Origin of the sequence: Sphingobium sp. PNB (assembly GCF_019873065.1) — a bacterium.
GTDB lineage: Bacteria > Pseudomonadota > Alphaproteobacteria > Sphingomonadales > Sphingomonadaceae > Sphingobium > Sphingobium fuliginis.
Genome location: NZ_JAINEZ010000006.1, coordinates 1 through 21025, shown reverse-complemented (window position 1 = coordinate 21025; position 21025 = coordinate 1). Strand labels below are relative to the sequence as shown.

The window sequence follows — 21025 nt, the reverse complement described above, 5'->3', positions numbered from 1 at the left end:
AAGGGCTGCCTGTTCGGAATCTGTTGTGCGCCAATACGCAAATCGCGCTTCAGGCCCTCAAAACTTCCTGCAATTTGTTCCGCGCGCGATGCAGCCGCGTCTCGACGGCTTTCTCGGTGATGCCCAAGATCGCGGCGGCCTCTGCTTGCGACGCACCCTCAACGGCGCGCAGCACCAACACGTCCTTGAGCTTGGCCGGCAGTTTGACCATCGCTTGCATCACTTCCTTCAGTTCCTGGCGGTCACTGGCTTCGCGCTCGACATCGGCGGACTGGTCGACCGGATCGGGCGCGTCTTCCAAGGGCGCGGCAAACGCGAAGATCGCACGCACCTTTCGGCGCCGTCCCCAATCCCGGCATTTGTTAAGCGCAATGCGGGTCAGCCAATGCTTCATCGGTCGCGATTGATCGTAGCGTTTCAGGGCCGCAAAGCCGGAGATGAAGGTTTGCTGGGTAATATCGAGAGCCGCATCGTCATCGGCGGCGTGCGCGCGGGCGAAGCGGAAAATGGCATCACGATGCCGGCGCATCAGTTCGCTGTACGCGCTTTGCCGCCCTCCGATCGCCAGCGCCGCCAGTTCGCCGTCCAAACATTCGGCGAGATCGAGGCTCATTTTGCCTCGACGGTCAGCGCCTTGACCACTGCGTCGTCAAACCGCGCGGCTTGCTCGGGCCGGAGTACCCCGCGCATCGCGAAGATATGCTCGAGCGTCACTTTCTGCAGTTCGCCCATCGCCTTGTGCGAGCGGTCGATCGCGTCGCTGACCTGCGGGCCATAGCCATGCTCGGTCCGAATGGCCTGCGCCAGACGGGCATTGTCCGCGCGCAACTCCAGTTCGAGCGCCTGTTTCTGGATGGCGAACCGGGCTTCGATTGCCTCGATCCTCGTTTCCTGAGCGGGATCAAGTTCGAGATGCTCATGGAGCAGTTGATGGAGTTCGCTCTCGACCGGCGGCGGCGCCACGATATAGCTGCGGCCGACAAAGACGCCCGCCAATGCCGCGCCGAATGCAATCAATATAACGAACAGGAAGCGGGACCGGTCGGTCATCGCACGCCCGCAAGCAATGTTGACGGTGCGAGCGCTGCTGGGGCGCCGAGCGGGAAGGCGGCGGTCGCCGCAGTTGCGGGTTCACCCGGAAAGCTCGATCCCAGGATACCGGTCACAAGCGCGACGGCGGCGGCCGTGACGAACAGCCGCCCGGAAGCGCGATCACCAGCCAATTGCCGATTCAGCCCATCGAGCACCGCTGCATCGATCGTGCTGACCCGGGGGTCCACCGGCAACGCCCGCAGGCACGCAAGCGCGCTTTCTATATCTGTCATTCTGTTTCTCCGATCTCCGCGCTTCGTCATACGCAAGGAATGCTCCGACCCCTCAAATTAATGGCTGCACGATCCGAGGGGTGAGCACTCGGCCTGCGTATGGACAGCGAGATATCCGAGGAGCGCTTCATGAAGGCCATCAAAATCGTCGCCACTGCCTTCGCCGCCACCGCGATGACGACGGCCATGCCCGTGCTGGCGCATCCGACGCTGGTCGCGTCGATTCCCGCCGCCCAGGCATCCGTCGCGTCGACCCGGCAGGTCATGCTGCGCTTCACTGAGCGGCTATTGCCCCAGTTGACCGGTCTTGAGATCACGCCTGCCGGCATGGCTGGCATGCCGCACGCGGATCATATGGCTCACGGGGCCATGCCGCTTGTGCCGACAGTCAAAACGACATTTTCCTCGGATGGCAAAACCCTCATCGCGACTTTCGCGAACGCTTTGCCGCGCGGCAGCTATATCGTGACCTGGCATGCGGTAGCGGCAGACACCCACCGGGTCGAAAGCCAGTTCGCTTTCACGGTCAGCTGAAGGCCATGTCCGAGGGGCCGATCATTGTTGTCCGCTTCGGCCTCTTTGCGATCGAGGGGCTCCAGTTCGGCGTCCCCCTCTTCGGCCTCTACGTCCTGCGCGCGCCGGAACGGGGCCAGATCCCGTTCCGGGCATGGTTGATCCCGCTCAGTCTATGTGCTGCAGGCCTGATCATCGTCGGCTTTGCCCTGCTGCTGGCCAGCATGTCGGGCAGGTCGATCGATGGCCTGACCTCGAGCCTGCCCGTTTGATCCTGCTGAACACTTCGGTTGGCTGGGCCTTTGCGCTGCGTCTTGCCGCGACCGCGTTGACCTTGTGCCTTGCCCTGCTCGCACCGGCGCGTCGAACAGATACGATGGCAGGCGTGGCGGCGCTCAGCGGTATCGCCCTTGCATCGCTGGCCTGGAACGGACACGGTGTCGCTACCGAAGGCGCATCAGCATGGACACATCTCCTTGCCGCCATCATACATCTTCTGGTCGCAGGCACCTGGATTGGCGCCATTGCTTGCCTTCTCTTCATTGTGAGTCGCCCAGGGGCCTCGCTCATTGACTTGGCGGTCGCGCAGCGATCCCTCAAGAGTTTCGGCATCATGGGGCCGATTGTGGTCGCGCTGCTGATCGCGACCGGCCTGGTCAACGGTCTGGCCGTCCTCGGCGACCAGCCTTTCGGCCCTCCCTTCGGATCGACCTATATCGTTCTGATGGGCAGCAAGCTTGCGCTGTTCGGTCTCATGCTGGCGCTGGCTGCGCTCCACCGGTTCCGGCTTGTTCCAGCGATTGAGCGCGCGTCCAGCCTAGAGGACGGGGCTGCGGCTCTGGGACGGATCAGGGCGACCATGGTCATGGAACTTGTCGCCGCAGCCCTGATCCTCGGACTCGTTGCATGGCTCGGGACACTGGAGCCGGGCTGGTGACCCTCATCAGCGCCATTTCGCACGGCAATGCGTGCCACCAAGCTTCCCCTCTACTGGAAGGAACACCCCATGTCGGATCATGAGGCCCATTACGGCGGCAAGATGTCAGGCCGCGCCAAACTCATCTTCGTCGGGTTCGCCGTCGTCGCGGGCTATTATCTCTTTACCGAACATACCGCGCATGTGCTAAACGCGCTGCCATTCCTGCTCGTCCTGTCCTGCCCGATCATGCACCTCTTCATGCACCATGGTCACAAACATGGCGGCGGGACTCCTTCAAGCAAACCGCAGGGGACCGGCGACGCCGGTGTGCAATGATGGAGGGCACCATGGGCGCGCATCAAATGCAGGGCTTCGGCCTCTGGGGCCTCGCCTTCGTCAACTCGGTGGTGTTCATCCTGTTCGCTCTGAGTTTCTTCAAACCGGAATCGGCACGGGACTGGCGCAGTTTCAGCGCGTTCAGCGCCTTTCTCGTCGCGCTGTTCGCCGAAATGTACGGCTTCCCGCTCACCATCTACCTGTTCTCGGGCTGGCTCCAATCGCATTATCCCAGCGTCGACTGGTTCTCACATGATGCCGGCCATCTGCTCGAGATGATGTTCGGATGGCGCATAAACCCGCATTTCGGACCATTCCACATCGCCAGTTTTGTCCTGATCGGCGGCGGCTTCTGGATGATCTCGGTGGGCTGGGCTGTTCTCCATGCAGCGCAACAACATGGCGCAATGGCGGCCACCGGCATTTATGAACGGCTGCGGCACCCCCAATATATCGGCTTCATCCTGATCTTGACCGGCTTCCTATTGCAGTGGCCGACACTGCTGACGCTGGTCATGTATCCGGTTCTCGTCGTTATGTACGTCCGCCTTGCCTACCACGAAGAGCAGGTTGCGATCGCTCAATTTGGCGATGCCTATCGCCAATATGTGGCGCGGACCGGCGGCTTCTTTCCGAAATGGCGAACCTCAAGCCCGAGATGAACCATGTTCCGGCAAATGAGGGCTTGATCCTGACATGACGTCAGACCCCACATGACGCTACGTTGAAGGAGAATCGATATGACATCGACTGATCACGAGGCGCATCATCATGGTGCGGGCTGCTGTGGCGGCGGCGCGAAGGCAAGCGGTACAGCCACTGCCGTTGATCCGGTGTGCGGCATGAAAGTCGATTCGGCAGCGACCGAGCATCATGCGACCCATACAGGCCAAGGCTACCACTTCTGTAGTGCAGAATGCCTGTCGAAGTTCGTCGCAAACCCGGACCAGTATCTGGACAAGAAAGACGTGCCACCGGCCCGCGCCGTCGCAAACGCTGTCATCTACACTTGCCCGATGCATCCCGAGGTGCGGCAGATCGGACCCGGCTCCTGCCCGATCTGCGGCATGACCCTCGAGCCGGCAATAGTATCGGCCGACAGCCCCCCCAACCCCGAGCTCGCCGACATGACGCGCCGTTTCTGGGTGGCGCTTATCTTGACCATTCCGGTCTTTGCTCTGGAGATGGGCGGGCATCTGACCGGCCTTATGATGTTCGTGGGCAAGCAGACATCGAACTGGATCCAGTTTTTCCTCGCAACGCCGGTCGTGCTGTGGGCGGGCTGGCCGTTCTTCACGCGCGGCTGGTCCTCGCTCAAATCTCGCCATCTCAACATGTTCACGCTGGTCGCCATGGGGGTAGGCGTCGCCTATGCCTACAGCCTCGTTGCCCATTTCGCGCCATCGCTGTTTCCGCCCGCCTTCCGGGATACGATGGGCACTGTGCCGGTCTATTTCGAGGCGGCCGCCGTCATCACTGTCCTGGTCCTGCTCGGCCAAGTGTTGGAATTGCGCGCGCGTGAGCGCACGTCCGGCGCGATCAAGGCCCTGCTTGATCTGGCGCCAAAGACCGCCCGCAGGGTGACCGCCGCTGGACAGGACGAGGAAGTCACGCTCGACCTCGTGGTTGTCGGCGATCATCTGCGGGTTCGGCCCGGCGAGAAGGTGCCGGTGGACGGCGTCATCGCCGAAGGACGAGTATCGATCGATGAATCACTGGTGACCGGCGAATCCATGCCTGTCACCAAGGAAGCAGGCGCCAAGGTGATCGCCGGCTCGCTCAACAAGACGGGAAGCTTCGTCATGGTCGCCGAGAAGGTCGGGAGCGAGACGCTGCTTTCGCGGATCGTCCAGATGGTGGCCGAGGCGCAGCGCAGCCGTGCGCCGATCCAGCGCATGGCCGATCAGGTCTCCGGCTGGTTCGTGCCCGTAGTGATCGCGGTCGCGCTGATCGCGGCCGCCGCTTGGGCGGTATTCGGTCCCGACCCGCGCCTGACCTATGCCCTCGTTGCCGCCGTTTCGGTGCTAATCATCGCCTGTCCTTGTGCCCTTGGCCTCGCCACGCCGATGTCGATCATGGTCGGCGTCGGGCGCGGCGCGCAGGCTGGCGTACTCATCAAGAATGCCGAGGCGCTGGAACGGTTCGAGAAGATCGACACGCTGGTGGTCGACAAGACCGGAACGCTGACCGAAGGCCGACCCGCTGTGACTGGTATCCGCACCGTCAGCGGATGGGACGAGAACGAGATTCTGCGCCTTGCGGCCAGTCTCGAACGGGGCAGCGAACATCCGCTGGCTGACGCCATTCTGCGCGCCGCGCAGGACCGCACGCTGGCGCTCGAACAGGCGAGCGATTTCGACTCGCCTGTCGGGCGCGGCGTGACCGGCACAGTGTCGGGCAAGCATATCCTGCTTGGTGGCCCGCGGTTCATGGCGGAGCAGAAGATCGATACGGCTGCGCTCAACGAAGCGGCCGAGGCGATGCGCGCCGAGGGCGCGACCGCGATCTTTGCCAGCGTCGATGGCAAGCTTGCCGGACTTCTGGGCATAGCCGATCCTATCAAAGAAACTTCGGCTCAAGCCGTCCGCGAGCTAAAGGCAGACGGCATCCGTATCGTCATGATGACCGGGGACAATCGCACCACTGCTCTTGCCGTTGCGGCCCGCCTTGGCATCGATAATGTCGAGGCCGAGGTTCTGCCCGAAGACAAGGCCAGCGTTGTGCAGAAGCTGCGCTCCGACGGCCGCGGCGTCGCCATGGCGGGCGACGGCGTCAACGACGCCCCGGCGCTGGCGGCAGCCGAGGTCGGGATCGCCATGGGAGCGGGAGCGGATGTCGCCATAGAAAGCGCGGGGGTTACGCTGCTGCAAGGCGATCTCAACGGTATCCTACGCGCGCGGCGGTTGTCGCGCGCCGTGATGCGCAACATTCGCCAGAACCTGGTCTTCGCCTTCGCCTATAATGTCGCGGGCATTCCGATCGCAGCCGGCGCGCTCTATCCAACCTTTGGCTGGATGCTCTCGCCTGCCATTGCAGCGGCCGCCATGGCGCTGTCATCGGTAAGTGTCATCACCAATGCCTTGCGATTGCGGGTCATTCGTCTGTGATCGACCTGCCTCGTCATTTCGAAGCGAGCGCGCCAACAGCCGGGTCGGCGGAAGGTATCCGTGTCATTGCCGACGAACCGGACCTGCTGGCCAAACATATGTGCTGCCCATCGTTCATGAAGGGTGGCGGCAGCATCCATGCAGCCTCGATGCTCTAGCCGGGGAAAAAGGTCGGTTCAGTGATCTTGGCGCAGCCAGCGCGATAGGTCGGATCATGCAACATTTCCCAGCGAACGAGACCTTTTCCAACGTCCTTGGGTGTCGCGATAGTCAGCGAAGGAAATAGGCTCCGCATGTGGCTGACATTTCCGGTGACGATCACCGGAACGTCGTGAACGATCGCTGCTTCGCCGATCAGCAAGTCCGGAGAGAGCGCATGATGATCGTGGGCTTCCGCCAACATCGCGATGAGCAGGTTGCTGTCGAGAAGGGCATCGGCCTTCAAGAGTCCTGCTCGCGTCCCGCCTCGAACGCGGCGTTAGCCTCTTCGAGGCTTACCGGCAGCAGCACCGGCGGGCCGAGCCAGGGTCGGTCCGAGCTGAACCAGCCGACCCATTTTGGCGACCGCCTCCTGCGGCACATAACCACGCAGCGCGTCTTCAACGACTGCTCCAAGTCGCTCCTGAAATAAAATCGCGGAGATTGGAGGGGCAAATGCGCCGCCTGCGTATGGCCTGGAACGACTTCACAGGAGCAGAACAATGAAAGCAGTCACCCTCGCAGCCTGTATGGCCCTGACTTTGGCCAGTTCTCCCTCGTTCGCCCAGCCCGGGCCGATGCCCGCTATGGACCATGACCACGGTCAGGTGCAGCCCGCCCCAACGCAACCGGCTCCCCCACCGGATACCCACAGCGAACATGACCATGGCACCGCGGCAGGCGGTTCGATGGGCGGCATGGGCGGTGGCATGCAGGGAATGGGTCAGATGCCGATGATGGAACCGACCGCTGCCAATCCTTTCCCGCATGTCGAGATGAAGATGCACATGGCGATGATGCATGCGACCGGAGCCGACGCGACGGAAACCTATGTCCGCAAGATGGTCGAACATCATCGCGGTGCGGTGGAGATGTCGCGGCTAATCCTCACCGGCAAGCCTGAGGGCGCCGTGAGCCGGATGGCTACGCAATCCATTGCGGTCCAGAACCGTGAGATCGATGCCCTGCAGGCGTGGCTGCGCCAGAATGGCAAGACTGCGCAATGATTCATTGAGGCGAGTAAGCCAACGAGGTTCATCCGAGGAAGCAGTCCACTCTGAAACCGAAGTGCTTGGTCTTGCGCTCACAATGGTGCTGGCGGGGCCGCTGCCTCTCTGAACCCTTTAGTATACCGGTCTCCCAGCCAGCGTCATGTGCCGCGACGAGACCTTCATGGCATTGCGTAAGTCTACCTAGCGCGATGTCCGGCGAGTCGTGCGAGACTGGCCGTGCCGTCAATGAAAGGATCGTGACATGGGCCAAATGCATGCCATGCAACTCGACGGACCCGGCAAGCCTTTGCGCATGGTCACGCGGCCGCTGCCTGTTGCCGGTCCGGCACAGCTCCTGATCAAGGTGGTCGCATGTGGCGTCTGCCGCACCGACCTCCATGTGCTCGACGGGGAAATCCCGGCCCATTATCCGATCGTCCCGGGCCACGAAATTGTCGGACGCGTGATTGCCATGGGCGCGAGAACGGCAGGTTTCGCGATCGGCCAACGTGTCGGTGTCCCCTGGCTCGGCCACACCTGCGGCGTCTGTAGCTTTTGCAGAAGCGATCACGAGAATCTCTGCGATCAGCCGGAGTTTACCGGCTGTACCCGTGATGGGGGCTATGCCAGCCATGTCGTCGCGGACGCACGCTATTGCTTCTCGCTGCCGGATCGCTTCACTGACGTGGAGGCTGCGCCGCTATTATGCGCCGGTCTGATCGGCTGGCGCGCGCTGCGTCTCGCCGGCGACGGGCAGAGGATCGGGCTGTGCGGTTTTGGCGCGGCTGCGCACATCCTCGCCCAGGTCGCGACATGGCAGGGACGCGAGGTCTATGCCTTCACCAAGGCCGGCGACGAGGACGGACAGGCGTTCGCGCGGTCGCTCGGCTGCATCTGGGCCGGGTCGTCCGAGGCGGCCCCTCCCGTTCCGCTCGACGCCGCACTGATCTTTGCGCCGGTAGGAGCGCTGGTTCCGGCGGCGCTAAAGGTCGTACGCAAGGGCGGCCGCGTTGTCTGCGCGGGCATTCACATGAGTGACATCCCTGCTTTCCCCTACGCCGATTTGTGGGGTGAGCGCGCGATCCTCTCCGTCGCCAATCTGACGCGCGAGGATGGCACCTCCTTTTTCGAGATGGTGGAAAGGGCGGGGATCAGGACCGTGACCGAATCTTTTCCACTGGAGCGCGCGAACGAGGCATTGCGACGGCTGCGCGAGGGTCGATTGACCGGTGCTGCGGTGATCTGTCCCGATCCGGAAACATAGGCCGCGATCGACTCTGAGCCGACCAAAAGGCTGCGGCGCACGATTGTCCACCCCCGCCCGCGGCATCGGACGAACCAGGATTTCAATCTATTGCGGAGTGCATCACATGGACCTGACCGAAGCGATCTACGGACGCCGCGCGACACGTACCTACACGGCGGCTCCTGTCCCGAAAGAGGTGCTGAAGAGCCTGGTCGATGCCGCCGTTCAGGCCCCGAGCGCTGTCAACGAACAGCCGTGGGACTTCACCATTATCCAGAACACATCGCTGCTCGATCGGATTTCTGCGGCGGCCAAAGCCTATATGATTGAGACGATGCCGAGCGGATCCTTTCCGGAACATCTCCACGAGACTCTCAGAAGTCCGGATTTCCACATCTTCTACCATGCACCGGTCCTCATCACCGTCTCGGCACGCGCCGGAGGATGGGCTATCGAAAATGCCACACTTGCGGCGGAGAACCTGATGCTGGCGGCACACGGGCTGGGCCTGGGATCCTGCTGGATCGGCTTCGCCCAGCGATGGCTCGAAACGGCGGACGGCAAGCGAACGCTTGGCGTTTCCGACGCGTTCGTGCCGATTGCCCCGATCATTATCGGATATCCAACGGCGCCGATCGCGCCAGTCCCGCGCCACCCGCCGCAGCTGCGCTGGATTGACTGAAAATCCCCTCCGCAAACATCGCGGCGACAGGAACGACTTTTGGCCGGCACCTGCGGCGGCATCAGGCGCTGCAGAAGTACCAGCTATTGCCCGCATGATCGACTTGATCAGCGGTCATTCCCGGCTCGATCATGATGCCGCGAACCGGACTTTTTCGAGCAGCTGATCTGCCACCGGCTGTCCATGATTATGGTGTCCGTGCGCATGCTCCTTCGATTGTTCTCCCGTGCAACAGCGCCACGTCCAAGGTTGGGCGCCATGGCGGAACCAAAGGACTTCCGGCGGTCGGAATCGGTTCGATGGCAATTGTGGCCGTCCGAATATCCGGCCCGCCTACGTGATATATTCTGAAGATCTAACCGGCAATTGCGGCGTTACCATCCTGCGAAAAATCACGATGCCAAGGCAATGCGGGGGGTCAGGAGACACCGAACTTCACGCATCTCGCCTCCAGAGGGAAACGGAATGCCATCCCCTGGCGGCCCGGCCCCATCGACCGTGATATGCGCGTCGCCTGGCGCAAGTCCTTCGGGGTTGTCGACCCGGATATGCAGGCTGCCCGCCGTCCTGGTGATCGTTGCCTCGAAGGATCGCCATGCCGCCGGCAGGCAAGGCGCGAGATGCAGCCGGCCTTCCACCAGCCGCAACCCCAATATTTCCTCGACCGCCAGTCGCCATGTCCAGCCGGCCGCGCCCGTATACCAGCTCCAGCCGCCGCGGCCGACATGGGGCGGCGTGCCGGCAACGTCCGCCGCCAGCACATAGGGCTCGGTTCGATAGCGCGCGACGTCTTCGCTCGAGCGGGTCTGATTGATGGGGTTGATGCGATCGAAGACCCGCATCGCGCCCTCGGCATCGCCAAGCCGGGCAAGGGCGATGCCGAGCCAGACGGCGGCATGCGTGTATTGGCCGCCATTTTCCCGAATGCCGGGTGGATAGGCCTTGATGTAGCCGGGGTCGCGTGGCGTGGCGTCGAAGGGGGGCGAGAGAAGCCGGACCAGCCGATCGTCGTCACGGACCAGATGCTGCAGGGCCGCAGCCATGGCGCGCGCCATCCGCTCTGGACTGCCGGCGCCCGACAGCACTGCCCAGGATTGAGCGATCGAGTCGATCCGGCACTCGCTGTCCGCAGCCGAGCCCCAGGCCCGACCGTCGTCGTCGAAGGCCCGCAGGTACCATTCGCCATCCCAGGCGGATTGCTCGGCCGCCTTGGCAAGCGCCGTCGCACGGGGCTTCCAGCGCTCGGCCAGATCGTTGCGCTGCAGCCGGCCGCAAAGGCCAACGAACCCATCGATCGTGGCGATCAGGAACCATGCGAGCCAGACGCTTTCACCGCGCCCCTGCTCGCCCACCCGGTTCATACCGTCATTCCAGTCGCCGGTGCCCATCAGCGGCAGCCCATGGGCCCCGAGGCGGTGACCGCATTGGAGCGCACGCTCGCAATGCTCGAACATGGATCGGTGTTCATCCGCGATGTCAAACCGCGCGTAGCGGTCGGCCTCGTCCCCGGCCAGCGGGGGACCGCGCAGGAACGGCACCTCTTCCGCAAGAATGCCGACATCGCCCGTAGCCTCCACATAGGCGGCAGTGACAAAAGGCAGCCAGAGCAGGTCGTCTGAGCAATGCGTCCGGACACCCCGGTCCAGCGGCGGATGCCACCAGTGGAGAACGTCGCCCTGCTCGAACTGGTGAGCAGCGGCCGCGAGAATGTGCCGTCGCGCCAGATCGGGATCGGCATGCAGCAAGGCGAGCACGTCCTGTAGCTGGTCGCGATAACCGAAGGCGCCGCCGGCCTGATAGAAACCCGCACGGGCCCGCAGACGCGCACTGATTGTCTGGTAGGGGAGCCATCTGTTGACGAGCATGTCGAACGCAGGATCCGGCGTCTTCACCTTGACGGCGCCCAGACGCCTGTCCCAATCATCCTGGCATTGCTGGAAGGCGCGCTCCACCTCAGCGTTATCCTGCCACCGCAGCACCAGCGTTCGGGCGTGGGCACGGTGATCCCCCTGCCCCAGTACGAATACGACCTCGGCGGCTTGCCCGGCGGCGATATCCAGATGGACCTGCAAGGCGCTGCAGCAATCCGCGCCGACTGACTGCTGCCGACCGCCCAGATCCCAGTTCAGCAGCGCTTCGGGCCGGCGTGGATTGCCATCGCGTCCCATGAAGTCCCGTCGCGATGTCGTCAGGCTGTGCGGTGGCCGGCTGCATGAAAGGAAAGCCGTCCGCTCTCCGAATTCTTCGTTCCACGGGTTGTTTGCCATCAGTGCATGGACTTCGGCATCATAATGCGCGGTCCGCAGCGGGGCCGGTTCGCCGTGAACCGCGCCCAGCAGCCATTCGGCATAATAGGTCGCCGTGATCCGGCGGGCATGGGGCAACAGGTTGCGAAGCCTCAGCCGGACGATCTTGACCGGATCGTCGACGGGGACGAACACCTGAAGTTCCTGTTCGAGGCCTTCGCTGCTGCTCTCCCAGCTCGTATAGCCCGCGCCATGTCGGATGCGGCAGGCGGTTCCGGCCCCGGCGGGCTGCGGCGTCGGGGTCCACAGATGCGCGTTTTCCTCGTCACGCAGATACAGGATCTCGGTCTGCGGATCCCGAACGGGATCGTTGCTCCATGGGGTCAGACGGTTTTCGCCGCTGTTGATCGCCCAGGTGAAACCGAGACCGGCCTCGGTGACGATGGTGCCAAAGCCGTCATTGGCGAGGACGTTCGACCAGGGCGCGGGGGTGGTCTCACCCGGCGCGAGGTGGATCACATAGGTCTCGCCTTCCGGCGTGAACCCGCCGCGACCATTGTCGAACGCCAGCTCCTTGAGCGGGAGCAAGCCCAAACCGGCGCTTGGCGACGCCCCGGTGCTGCCGACCGGCTCGAAGCGCGGGCTCCGAAGCTGGGGAGATTCGGCGCGCGCGAGTTGGTCGCCGAGCGCACCCGCCGCTTCGTCGAGCACGATCTGCGCGGCGCGTTCCAGAAATTGGGCGCGATCGGTGTCGCCGTGCCCGATCCCCACGAGGTGGATTCCGCCATTTTGCCCGAGCTGCTCCTGCACGCCCGCCTCGCGGAGGATCTCGATCAACCGCTCGCGCACCGGCTCAAGATAGCCCGCTGCCCCTTCGTGCATCATCACGAGATCGATCGCGATGCCCCGCCTCCGCCACAGCTGCTGGGCTGCCGCAAGAAACCGCAGCAGGGCGGTTCGCTGGCCGTCGCCTGCGCGCACCAGCAGAATGGGATGATCGCCCGATATTCCATGCGCCCAGAGATCGCCTCTGCCGTGACGGTCGGCAACAAGCGCATTCTGCATGCCGGGAGATGACTGAACGGGCTGGAGCAACGCGGACAGCAACATCTGTGCGTCCCGCACGCGGTCAGGCGCCAATCCAAGTTGATGCATCTCGCGCGCCGCATCCGCCAGGGCGTCATTCATTGCCCATTCGAGTGCCGTCAAAGTCGCATAGCGCTCGGCGAGCTCCAGAGCGGATTCCCGTGAGCCCGCAACGATCGTGACGAAGGCGAGTTCGCGTCTCCCGTGCGGCGGAAGCTCCAACTCCGCGCGCATCGCCAAGATCGGATCGAGGGTCCAGCCGGTCGTGCCGCCCAGTTCATCAGAGTGCATCGCGGCGGGGTCCGCCTGATTACCGTGGCGCGCCAAGAAGGCCGCGCGATCGGTTTCGGCACCCCGCAGCGTGAAGCCCTTGTCGTCGGCAATGATCCGGTGAAGCAGCACGGGCGGACGATCGCCAGCATCGCGTGGTCGGCGCGTGAACAGCAGGCCATTCACGCCCGGCAGCAGCTCGCTGCCGACGAAGAGCTTGCTGAACGCCGGGTGGCGCGCGCCGTCGAGCGGCGGCGCGAGCATGACCTCGGCATAGCTCGTGAAGTCGAGTGTTCGCGGCCGGTCACTCTCGTTGACGACAGTGACCCGGCGGATCTCCAGATCGTCCCCGTGCGGGATGCCGACAGCCATGGTCAGAGCGATATCGTGATCCCGACGATGATATTCGACCCGATGCGCCTCGAAGAGAATGCGCGCCTCGGTGGCCGGCGCGCGCACCGGCTCCGGCGTCGCCGACCAGAGCGCGCCGGTGTCCCGATCGCGGACATAGATCCAGAGCCCGGCGTCGCCAGGGATCCGATCGGGGCGGGTGAGCGCATAACGCTGCCAGTAGAGCCCCCCTCCCCCATTCGCCGCCAGACGACTGGTCAGACGACCATTGCCGATCGCATGCAGCGCAGTGGAACCGCCGATGGAGCCAGGGTTCCAGGGCTGGAGACGGGGGATCGCGCCCTCGGCGACCGGCTGCGGCTCGCGGAGTTCGATGCGCGAAATCTCGGGCGGGAGTTCCCAGGGAATGCGTTCGTTGAGGAGGAGGTCGATCGTGCGGATATGGGGGTCGGCGTGGAACCAGCGGACGAACATATCGCCGCACAGCGCATTGCCGAGAGCGGCCATGCTCATCCCGTGATGGTGCGCCATATAGGATCGAACCACCGCGAAGCGCTCTCCGTCCGGTACCCGCTCGGGTGTGAAGTCGATGGCCTCGTAGAAGCCGTATCGCCCGAGCATGCCCAGCCCCGCGAGATCACGAAGGTTACGGACTGCCAAGACCGTTCGCGCAGCGAGTGCGAGCACAGTCGCATAGGGGGCCACCACCAGATCGCGCGCAAGCCCACGGCGCAAGCCCAGCCCCGGGACGCCGAACGCATGGTAGCGATACACGCGATCGGAACCCATCGAGGCGAAGGAGGATTCGGATATGCCCCAGGGGATGCCATGCTTGGCCGCGTAGGCATGCTGAAGATCGACGGCGGTCCGGTCGCTTTGGCCGAGAAGTGTTGCGGGATCGCTGCGCAGGAACAGGTTTGGCATGAGATATTCGAACATCGAGCCGTTCCACGAGACCAGCGACAGGCCCGAGGCCTTCTTCGTGATCGGGCGGCCGAGGAAGAACCAATGCTCGGGAGGCACATCGCCCTTGGCGATGGCAAAGAAGCTCGCGAGCCTCGCCTCGCTCGCCAGCAGGTCATAATGGTGCTGATCGATGCGGTCGACGGTGACATTGTAGCCGATATGGAACAGTCGGCTGCTCATATCGAACAACAGGGCGAAATCCATGCCATGGGCCCAGGCGCCCGCTCGCCGGGCGATGCCATCCAGCCGGTCGCGCATGGTCTTATGGGCATCCGCGGCGCGGGCGAGAGCCGAACCGAGTTCTTCCGCCCAGTTCCTTGCTTCGCAAGGGTCGAGGGAGCCGCCGAATGTGTCCAGCAGCGCGCTCGCCTCCGCGCACGCGGCCTCGATTTCGGCGGGCGTGCGCTCGCCCGCGAGCATGGGGCCGATCCGGGCGGCGATGTCGGCGCAATCGGCGGGCGCGCGCGTCAACAGCGTCAGCCACGGGAGGAATATCTGCACGTCGCGGCGCATGCTGCGCAGATGATGATCAACCCGCTCGAGCCACAGCTGAACGTCGCGGATCACGTTCGTCGGGAGTGTCCCCGCGTTGGCGATGCCATTGCGGATCCTTTCCTGCAGCTCGGGGCAGTCCCGATCGCAGAGCGCGTCCAGCCGGTCGCCCCAGCAGGCGCTGTCGTCCCGCGCCGCAGTTGCGGCGTCCCGCATCGCCGCAACAAGAGTACGACAGGCATGATCCGGGTCGGCGCGATCGGCCGCAAGCGCGCCGACAAGCAGATCGAGGGTGTCGTCGAGACCGGACCATAATGCAGGGGAAAGCACGGGGGCTCGAACAGCATCGCGGCACGCCTCGTTCACGACGACAAGACTGACGGCCAGATTGCCGCTGTCGACCGTGGAGACGTAGCGCGGCTCGAGCGGCTGCAATGTACGGGTATCATACCAGTTGAGCATATGTCCCCGGTAGCGATCGAGCCGGTCGAGCGCGTCCAGCGCATTACGCAGTCGCATCTCGAGATCGGTCACGCCGATATGCCCCAGCTTCCATGCCGTCAGCGTGGAGAGCAGCATCATGCCGACATTGGTCGGCGACGTCCGATGGGCGATCTCCTCCTCGGGCGGCTCCTGGTAATTGTCGGGCGGCAGCCAGTTGTCCTCCGGCCTCACGAAGGTTTCAAAGAACAACCATGTCCGCCGTGCGATGCTGCGCAGGAACAGACGGTCTTCGGCGCCCAGCGTCTCGACCGAGGAGCGGCGCGGACGGCTTATCCGGTACGCGATTTCAGGCGCCAGCACCCACAGCATCAGTAGCGGCGCGGCGGGCAGGAGGGCCGCAGCATGTGCCAGTACCAGCCCCGAGCCGACTGCAAGCGCGAATGCGGGTGACACCCACATCTCGCGCCAGGCGGCCCGCCGCGGATCGAGCGCGGCAAAATGCGCTGTCGTGTGCGCTGCAGACGTCCACTCCAGCAGTCCACGCCCGGTGCCTAGCCGCCAGAGCGTGATCAGTATCGCATTGAGCGCGATGGCGGCATCGCTTATCAGGAAGGCGATCGACAGCGCCCATCGTCCCAGTTCATCGCCCAGCCGTCGCAGGACACCCTGGAGAACGCCGCGCCGGCGGCCGCGCGCGAGACCGGTGACGACGTCGGTGAACAGATAGGCTGCCGGCGCGACGATGGCGAGCGATGTCCATATCCAGGGGTTGCCGCCCAGGATGAACCATCCGCCAAGCAGCAGGGCGACAAGGCTGGGCGGCACGAGGCTGCGGCGCAGATTGTCGAAGATCTTGAGCCGGTCGAACCAGGTGAGGCGGTTGTGAAGGCGCGTTCCCGCGCGGCCCGGCACCAGGGGAAGCAGCCAGGGCAGCAGCTGCCAATCGCCGCGCACCCAGCGGTGCCAGCGCCGGCGGTAATCGAGATAGCCGGACGGAAAGCCCTCATAGACGATGATGTCGCTGGCGAGCGCCGCGCGACCATGCAGCCCTTCGAACAGGTCATGGCTGAGCAGGTTGTTTTCGGGTATCCGTCCCTCGACACTGCGCTCGAAGGCGGCGACTTCATAGATGCCTTTGCCGACGAATATGCCTGAGCCGAACAGGTCCTGGTAGACGTCGGATACGGCGCGTGAATAGATGTCGATCGCGGTGTCGCCGCCGAAGTAGCGCGTGAACAGCGATCGTCCGCTGGTTTCAGGTGCGATCTCGACCCGCGGCTGGAGGATCGTGTAGCCGCTTGCCACCCGCCCGGTGCGCGGATCGAAACGAGCCTTGTTGAGCGGATGGGCGAGCGTCGCCACCATCCGATTGACTACGCCCGTCGGCAGGCGGGTATCGGCGTCCGCGGTCACGACGAACCGAACCTCGCGAAGTGCTTCGATGCGGCCGGCGGTGCGTGAAAAAGGGCTGAGGTCGCCGCGCAGGATATAGCCGTTGAATTGCTCCAGCTTTCCGCGTTTGCGTTCCCATCCCATCCAGACCGACTGGGCGGGATTGTAGAGCCGCGGCCGGTGCAGCATATGGAAAGGGCCGCGGCCCGCGCCGCCATAGGTCTCGTTGAGGCGCTTCACGCCATTTTCCAGCGCGGCCTCGACATCCGCATCGCCAGGAAGGCTGTCGTTGTCGGCATCGGCATGGTCGCTCAGCAGAACGAACTGCAGCCTTGGATCGGGATTGCCGAGATAGTGACCTTCCAGCCGCTGGAGGAGCGCCGCCACGTCCGCCGGATGCGCGACAAGCACCGGCATCACGACCGCTGTCCGGCAATCGTCGGCGATACCCCTCTCGAAATCGAGCTTTGGAAGCACCCGGGGCGACACGAGCAGCGTCGCGATCCAGTTGACGAACGTGACGCTCAGGATGGTCGCCGGCAGCGTGGTGAGCGCGATACCTAGGAGCCACCTCATGGCGGTCGCCTCGACCAGCGCCAGGTAAAGCGCCGGAACGACAAAGCTGACGAATCCGGCCAGAAACAGCGACGCCGTATAAAGCGCCGCGGGATAGCGCAGAAGCCTGCGGCCTATCGATTCCAGCGCCAGCGGCCGCACGTCGATCGCATCCTCGAACGCCGGCCGGCCCTCGCCGACCAGCCAGTAGCCGACATGATCGGCCGGCACGTCGTCATTGGCCCGGCATTGAACGAGCAGGCGTTCGGCGACATCCAACTCTGGCAGGCCGCCATGGTCCGACAGTTGCTCGATTGCATGCCGGTAACGGTCGCGCGTGTCGAAATCCATGTGCGGATAGACCTTGGCAGGGTCGAGCCGCAGGATCGCCTCGACGCGGCTTGTCCGGTCGAAAAAGTCCTTCCACTGGATCGTCGAGATCACTGCGAGGTTAGCGATCGCACGCGAAACGCATTCGGTATCGTCCGCTGCGGCGGATTTGGCGGCATCGGGCCCCACCTCGAAGGGCGGCGCCACATCCGGGAATATGCGTCCGAAGCCGGTTACCAGAAGCTCGAGGCAGGCCAGGCGCAGCATGGCCGGAAACGCCCAGAGCTCGGCAATGCTCAGCGGCTCTTCATCCTGATAGCGTTCGATGAACGGGATCGCGGTATTGAGCGATATCTGCAGATGCGACGCGTGGAGCAGCCCATGGGCCAGGGCATAGATGCGAGGCAGGCCCTTCGCCGCCTCACCCGCGAGGCCGGGCAGGCGCCGGTAGAACTGGGCCGGCATATCCTCCTTGATCTGGAGGATTGCGCGTTGAACGTGATAATCGTTGTCGAGCAGCCATTCGGCCGCCGAGCTGCTTTGCGGCTCCGCGGCGCCAGCGGCGATCCGGGCCATACTCAGCCATGCACGCAATGCCGGCAGCTGCGACCAGGTTGTCAGCGGCGCCGCTCTGCGGGCCAAGCCCACAAGACGGTGACGGCGCGCAAGCTCGTGCGCAGCGGCGACTATCGGGTCCGCATCCTCGACATCCGCCATTCTCAGACCGGACCTACGGCCGGGAGGCGCGCATTCTGGACATTCGCCAGCACCATCGGCTCCACTGCAGTCACGGATGGACGAACGATCAGCATCGGCACGGGCGAATGGGTCATGAGGTAGGCGGCGACGCTGCCATAGGGAACGTCCATGTGATGGCGGCCGCCATGGCCCCGCGCCGACAGCACGACGAGGTCGGCCGCTTCGGCGCGGATCAACCCGGCCAGAGCAGCGCGAACATCCTCGCTGCGCATCGAGATCGCCCGAACTGTCAGCCCCATGGCCGCCACATATGTCCGAACATGGTCGAGATAGGCGCGCGCCGTCGCTTCATTTCGTTCGACAACATGCCGTTGGAGTTCGAGATCGCGAGGCTCGAGCGGCCTGGTTTCAGTGAGTTCCGGCGTCGGGACGACGTGCGCGAGGATCAGTTCCGCTTGCGCCGATTTCGCAAGCCGGGCCGCGAGCGGGATGACGCTTTCGGCCCAGGTCGATCCATCCACGGGCACAAGGATGCGCCGATAGCTCGGCGCCGGCGCGACGGAGGCCGCGATCGGGACCAGCAGGATCGAACCGGGCGCCCGCTCGAGAACATTATGGGCCGTGCCGCCAATGCCTTTCTGGCTTGCGCCATTCTCGCCCTGAGTGCCAAGTACGAGAAGGCAATCGGGCTGTCCGCAGGTGAATCGGCAGATTTCCTCGGCAGTTGCACCTTCTGCAAGTTTGATCTCGGCGATGGTAGTCGAGGGCTCGGGAGCGGCTGCCAGTTTCCCCAGAGTGCGTCTCGCCTCGTGCCGGCGAAGATCCCATTCGATCGGGTCAGGCCGCATCTCCTTTGCCGGCTGGCCTTCCAGCACCTGCAGCAGCGTTACCTGAACCTCGAGCGCCTGGGCGATCGCAAATGCATGGGAAACGACGCCGGCCGCGTGCTCGGATCGATCCAGGCACGCGACGACGTGACAGGTTCCCGCTTGCGTGTCGGCGCGGCCTGGGAAGAGTGCGTTCGATGTCGACATATTCCGGCCTCCTGTTGTCTTACGCGGCATTTTTCCGTGCGCCCTAACACAGGGCCACCACGCCCAGCGCCAGGCGTTCGAGGACAAGCCCGAAGCTCGTTGCGACGCCGCAATTTCTGATGGCGGCCACGGTGACCGATCCGGAAGAGACTCGAAATAAGTGTATCTACGGAGTCATGGCGCGTGCCGTCCGCCTCGAACAGCACGACTCGCCAGTCCCGATGAGGCGTGAAAGCTATCTGTCCAACAGCCACTCCTGATCGAAGGACCCAAGGACGGCCAACGGCTCAATCCGCGCAAGCGGCTTTCCTGGATCGCGGGTCAACAATGCTGCCGAAAATCCGATTCTCAGTTCGTATGCCGCACACGTCCGCTCAGCATCCCGTCAATAGAATTGGATCATGTGCGGAGCGCCTGCTGTGCTTGGGCGCCACCGGATATTCTCACGGAGCGGCTAATGCGCCAGCAGCAGCGGAACGGACGTGTCGGACAGGAGGTCGCGGGTCACCCCGCCGAGCACCGTCTCACGCAGCCGAGAGTGCCCGTAGGCTCCCATAACGAGAGAAGATGCCGCCAGTTCTCCCGCTGGGTCCAAAAGCGTCTGCGCGATCGTGCGCGCCTCTTGGGGCCATTCGTGCAACTGAGAACCTATGCCATGCCGGGCGAGATATCGGCTCGCGTCCATCGGTGGAAAATCGTTGTTATCGCTTGAGATGTTGACGATGTGGACTTCGCTCGCCACCCGCAGGAAGGAAAGCGTCAGACGCAGGCTGTGCGCGGCTTCGATCGATCCGTTCCAGGCCATGACGACCGGCCCGCTGGCGTTGAAGCTGGTCGTGCCCGGGGGCACGACCAGCACCGGCGCGCGCGCGTGAATGGCCACGTCGGCGACGATCGGCAGAGGCTCCGGCGTGTCATCCTGCCCCTTGTACTGGCGGCTCAAGATCAGGACGTCGGCCAGGCGCCCGCGGCTCACCAGCGCATCGGCGGCATTTCCATCGGCATGCTCCCAATCCCAGGAGATATCCTCGCTTTTCAGTCGCTGCTCGATGCGTTCTCGCTCCTCATCGTCGCGCGCCTGAAGGGCCTCAAGCAGTTGCGAAGAGGCATAAAGGCCGCCGAAGGGGTCGCCGACGACATAGCTGTTGAACGGAGTGACCTGGACGCAGGTGATATGTGACTGGTGGGCGCGCGCAAGGTCCAGCGCCACGGCAAGCCGCTCCGTCTGTCCGTGATCGTCATGGATATGCAGAAGTATCGATTTCACCACGCCCTCCTCGTTTTCGCTACGATCCCGTTTGCAATCGCACGCTAGGTGCTGTCTGCATTCATCGTATCCAGATCATGGCGCATGCGAGATGTACGAATCCCATGAAGGCGGTGATGGTTTTCTCGCACCTAAGAGCGATCCGCCGGAAGCGTTTGAGTTTGTTGAAGAAGCATTCGACCTGATGGCGCTCCTTATAGAGCCTCCAGTCGATTGGCGGTGCAGTGGCGCGGCTGGGGTTGGCCTTGATCTGGGCGGTTGCGCCGAGGTTATCGGCGATGAAGGCGCGTAGCGGATCGGCATCATAGGCGGCATCGGCGATGACATGGCCGACGCCCTGCAAGCCTGACAGGAGGGCCTCAGCCTGCGGGCAGTCGCCATATTGCCCCGGCGTTGGATGGATGCGCAGCGGCAAACCGATCGCGTCGACAGCAGCGTGCAACTTGGTCGTCAGGCCGCCGCGCGAACGACCGATGGCGGCAGCTTCAGCCCCCCTTTATGGATGGCTCGCCCCTTAACTGAGCGTTGTTGCCTTACGGCAGCAGGCCGTTTGCGAAAGGAGCAAGGGTCATGGA

At 63.9% G+C, this 21025-nt stretch carries 17 protein-coding genes and 1 pseudogene; 10 read left to right on the top strand and 8 right to left on the bottom strand.

Annotated elements, in window-relative coordinates; all coding sequences use genetic code 11:
- Positions 1-49: 49 nt before the first annotated feature.
- From K7W03_RS03665 to K7W03_RS03655, 3 genes are read right to left on the bottom strand one after another with little or no spacing between them, the layout of a single operon-like run.
- The gene (locus K7W03_RS03665; protein WP_222885594.1) at positions 50-613 is read right to left on the bottom strand and encodes an RNA polymerase sigma factor; all 564 of its coding nucleotides are present in this window, start codon (positions 611-613) and stop codon (positions 50-52) included.
- Positions 610-1050 carry a periplasmic heavy metal sensor gene (locus K7W03_RS03660; RefSeq protein ID WP_222885593.1) on the bottom strand — a complete coding sequence of 147 codons (441 nt, stop codon included), beginning with the start codon at positions 1048-1050 and terminating at the stop codon, positions 610-612. Before K7W03_RS03660 ends, K7W03_RS03665 begins: the two co-directional genes overlap by 4 nt.
- Positions 1047-1325, bottom strand: coding sequence for a hypothetical protein (locus K7W03_RS03655; RefSeq protein ID WP_222885592.1), 279 nt, complete (start codon positions 1323-1325; stop codon positions 1047-1049). The genes K7W03_RS03660 and K7W03_RS03655 overlap by 4 nt, the downstream gene beginning before the upstream one ends.
- 129 nt (positions 1326-1454) lie before the next feature.
- Between K7W03_RS03655 and K7W03_RS03650 the strand changes: the two genes are divergently transcribed.
- The 7 genes from K7W03_RS03650 to K7W03_RS03620 all read left to right on the top strand — a co-directional run bounded on the left by K7W03_RS03650 (position 1455) and on the right by K7W03_RS03620 (position 6358).
- Positions 1455-1859 carry a copper resistance protein CopC gene (locus tag K7W03_RS03650; protein WP_222885591.1) on the top strand — a complete coding sequence of 135 codons (405 nt, stop codon included), beginning with the start codon at positions 1455-1457 and terminating at the stop codon, positions 1857-1859.
- Positions 1860-1864: 5 nt separating this feature from the next.
- Positions 1865-2110, top strand: a complete 246-nt coding sequence (locus tag K7W03_RS03645; RefSeq protein WP_222885590.1) for a hypothetical protein — start codon at positions 1865-1867, stop codon at positions 2108-2110.
- Positions 2107-2775, top strand: a complete 669-nt coding sequence (locus tag K7W03_RS03640) for a CopD family protein (RefSeq protein ID WP_222885589.1) — start codon at positions 2107-2109, stop codon at positions 2773-2775. Before K7W03_RS03645 ends, K7W03_RS03640 begins: the two co-directional genes overlap by 4 nt.
- Positions 2776-2844: 69 nt before the next feature.
- Positions 2845-3093, top strand: coding sequence for a DUF2933 domain-containing protein (locus K7W03_RS03635; protein ID WP_222885588.1), 249 nt, complete (start codon positions 2845-2847; stop codon positions 3091-3093).
- Positions 3094-3104: 11 nt separating this feature from the next.
- Positions 3105-3755 carry a methyltransferase family protein gene (locus tag K7W03_RS03630; protein WP_222885587.1) on the top strand — a complete coding sequence of 217 codons (651 nt, stop codon included), beginning with the start codon at positions 3105-3107 and terminating at the stop codon, positions 3753-3755.
- 78 nt (positions 3756-3833) lie between these two features.
- Positions 3834-6200, top strand: a complete 2367-nt coding sequence (locus K7W03_RS03625; RefSeq protein ID WP_222885586.1) for a heavy metal translocating P-type ATPase — start codon at positions 3834-3836, stop codon at positions 6198-6200.
- A complete protein-coding gene (locus K7W03_RS03620; protein ID WP_222885585.1) occupies positions 6197-6358 on the top strand; it encodes a hypothetical protein in 162 nt (53 codons plus the stop codon). Before K7W03_RS03625 ends, K7W03_RS03620 begins: the two co-directional genes overlap by 4 nt.
- Here the strand turns inward: K7W03_RS03620 and K7W03_RS03615 are convergent.
- A complete protein-coding gene (locus tag K7W03_RS03615; protein ID WP_222885584.1) occupies positions 6355-6645 on the bottom strand; it encodes a hypothetical protein in 291 nt (96 codons plus the stop codon). The two genes, K7W03_RS03620 and K7W03_RS03615, sit on opposite strands and share 4 nt — an antisense overlap.
- 256 nt (positions 6646-6901) lie before the next feature.
- Between K7W03_RS03615 and K7W03_RS27685 the strand changes: the two genes are divergently transcribed.
- The 3 genes from K7W03_RS27685 (at position 6902) to K7W03_RS03600 (ending at position 9318) form a co-directional block, all read left to right on the top strand.
- On the top strand, positions 6902-7405 hold the full coding sequence (locus K7W03_RS27685; protein ID WP_226869670.1) for a DUF305 domain-containing protein: 504 nt from the start codon (positions 6902-6904) through the stop codon (positions 7403-7405).
- A 247-nt stretch (positions 7406-7652) separates the two neighbouring features.
- Entirely contained in the window at positions 7653-8654 is a 1002-nt protein-coding gene (locus K7W03_RS03605; protein ID WP_222885583.1) for a zinc-dependent alcohol dehydrogenase family protein, read from the top strand.
- Positions 8655-8760: 106 nt separating this feature from the next.
- Positions 8761-9318 carry a nitroreductase family protein gene (locus K7W03_RS03600; protein WP_222885582.1) on the top strand — a complete coding sequence of 186 codons (558 nt, stop codon included), beginning with the start codon at positions 8761-8763 and terminating at the stop codon, positions 9316-9318.
- A gap of 392 nt (positions 9319-9710) precedes the next feature.
- Here K7W03_RS03600 and K7W03_RS03595 read toward each other — a convergent pair whose 3' ends face one another.
- The 4 genes and pseudogenes from K7W03_RS03595 to K7W03_RS03580 all read right to left on the bottom strand — a co-directional run.
- On the bottom strand, positions 9711-18026 hold the full coding sequence (locus K7W03_RS03595; protein ID WP_226869669.1) for a GH36-type glycosyl hydrolase domain-containing protein: 8316 nt from the start codon (positions 18024-18026) through the stop codon (positions 9711-9713).
- A gap of 143 nt (positions 18027-18169) precedes the next feature.
- The gene (locus tag K7W03_RS03590; protein ID WP_222885580.1) at positions 18170-19183 is read right to left on the bottom strand and encodes a universal stress protein; all 1014 of its coding nucleotides are present in this window, start codon (positions 19181-19183) and stop codon (positions 18170-18172) included.
- Positions 19184-19637: 454 nt separating this feature from the next.
- Entirely contained in the window at positions 19638-20450 is an 813-nt protein-coding gene (locus K7W03_RS03585; protein WP_319024289.1) for a universal stress protein, read from the bottom strand.
- Between the two features lie 61 nt (positions 20451-20511).
- Positions 20512-20946 (bottom strand): annotated as a pseudogene (locus tag K7W03_RS03580) (IS5 family transposase); the annotation flags it as partial.
- Between the last annotated feature and the right edge of the window lie 79 nt (positions 20947-21025).